A 1,686-nucleotide genomic window follows, 5' to 3' on the forward strand; every position below is an offset into this window, starting at 1 on the left:
GCCCCTCATGTGGGGCCGGAGTGCCGCGAGTTGGCCCAGGCGCTCCGCAGTATCTTCGCCGGTCTGCGGATCTCCGTGCGCCGCTACGCGGTCCGTGCCCACTACGATCCCGGCACGGTCTCCCGTTACCTCAACGGCACGGCGGTCGCCCCGGCGGAGTTCATCGAGCGGCTGCTGACCGATGCCGCCCAGGCCCTGCGCAGGCCCGTCGCCGTGCAGGTCACCGACCGGGTGACCCTCCTGCAACGGACCGCCTTGAAGGCCACGAGCCAAATGGGCTACGCACTGCAGGTCCTCAAGGACCAACTCCTGGACGCCGACCGGAAGCTGCAGTCCGCCGAGGCCAACGTCGACGCACTGTCGCAGGTGTTGCTGGACAAGAAGCGCCGTATCGCGGAGATGGATGCCGAGCAGCAGCGGCTGCAGCTGTCCTTCGGCATCCAGCAGAGCCGGGACCGGCACGAGGCGGAGTCCCTGCGCACCGAGCACGAGCGGCTGCGCGAGGAGCGAGACCGTCTCCTGCGGGAGATCGCGCAGCTGCGCCAGGCCTTGGAACAGGCCCAGCACCAGGCCATCGAGGCAGAGTTACGGTGCGAGGCGCTGGAGCAGCACATGCTGGCGGCGGAGGAGGAGCTGGCCGCGGAGGCCGAAGCCCGCAGCGGCATCGATCCCGGCCGCTTCACCATCAGCTACGCAGGGCCTGACCGGCCCTGGGCGGTATGGATGAGGCATCGCCTTGAGACCATCGGCCACGACGCCGCCATCCAGGGCTGGGATCCACCGGTGGGCCTGTCCTTGCAGGAAGCCATCCGGTCGCTGCTGGTGGTGGACGGCACCCACATACTGCTCCTCAGCGAGGAGTTCGTGCTGGCCGGCAGCCATACGGAGGAGGAGTGGGCCCGGTCTCTGCGCGCCCCGGCGATCGCGGGCCAGACGCACCGGCTCGCCGCGTTCACCCTCACCGACCGCGAGTTCCCGCGCCTGGCCCCTCTCCTTCCCGGCGCACGCCTGCTGGGGACCGATGCCGACGACGACGAGCGCCGCATCCTGCAACGGCTGGACGTCGATCCGTCCCTCGGAGGCGTCAAAACTGGTGCCAGCGCCCCTCGTTACCCCGCAGAGCCACCTCCCGTATGGGGCGATGTCCCCCGCCGCAATCCTCATTTCACCGGCAGGCACGCGGAGTTGGGGCAACTGCGTCACTGGCTGGACGAAGCCCCCTCGGGGACGGCCGTGGCCGCCCTGGTGGGCATGCCTGCCATCGGCAAGACCCAGTGCGCCGCCGAGTACGCACACCGGTTCGCCGCTCAGTACGACGTGGTGTGGTGGATCCGTGCAGGGACACGGCAGGAGTTACGGCAGGGGCTCGCCGATGCCGCTGCGGCCCTCGGGGTGGATCAGGAAGGCGGCGACCGGATCGAGGCCGTCTTCAAAGCCCTGCGCCGGGGAACCCCCTACGGTCGCTGGCTGCTGGTCCTGGACGGCGCCGACGAACCCGCTGACATCGCCGGCTCCCTGCCCGACGGACCCGGCCACGTACTGATCACCTCGCAGAACAGCGACTGGGCCGAGTACCAGGTGGAGACCATGCGAGTGCTCCCGCTCGACCGGCCGGAGAGCATCCGGCTGATCCACCGCAGGATCCCCCGCATGCAGCCCTCCCTGGCCGACCGCCTGGCCGGGGAA

1 protein-coding gene is annotated in these 1,686 nt (G+C 70.2%); it reads left to right on the forward strand.

The window, feature by feature from the left end:
• Nucleotides 1-30: 30 nt before the first annotated feature.
• The coding region (locus ACQKIP_RS46785; RefSeq protein ID WP_427745797.1) for a TIR domain-containing protein at nt 31-1,686 on the forward strand (1,656 nt) is incomplete at its 3' end.

The organism is Streptomyces sp. NPDC059900 (assembly GCF_050270335.1).
In the GTDB taxonomy this organism is placed as follows: Bacteria; Actinomycetota; Actinomycetes; order Streptomycetales; family Streptomycetaceae; genus Streptomyces.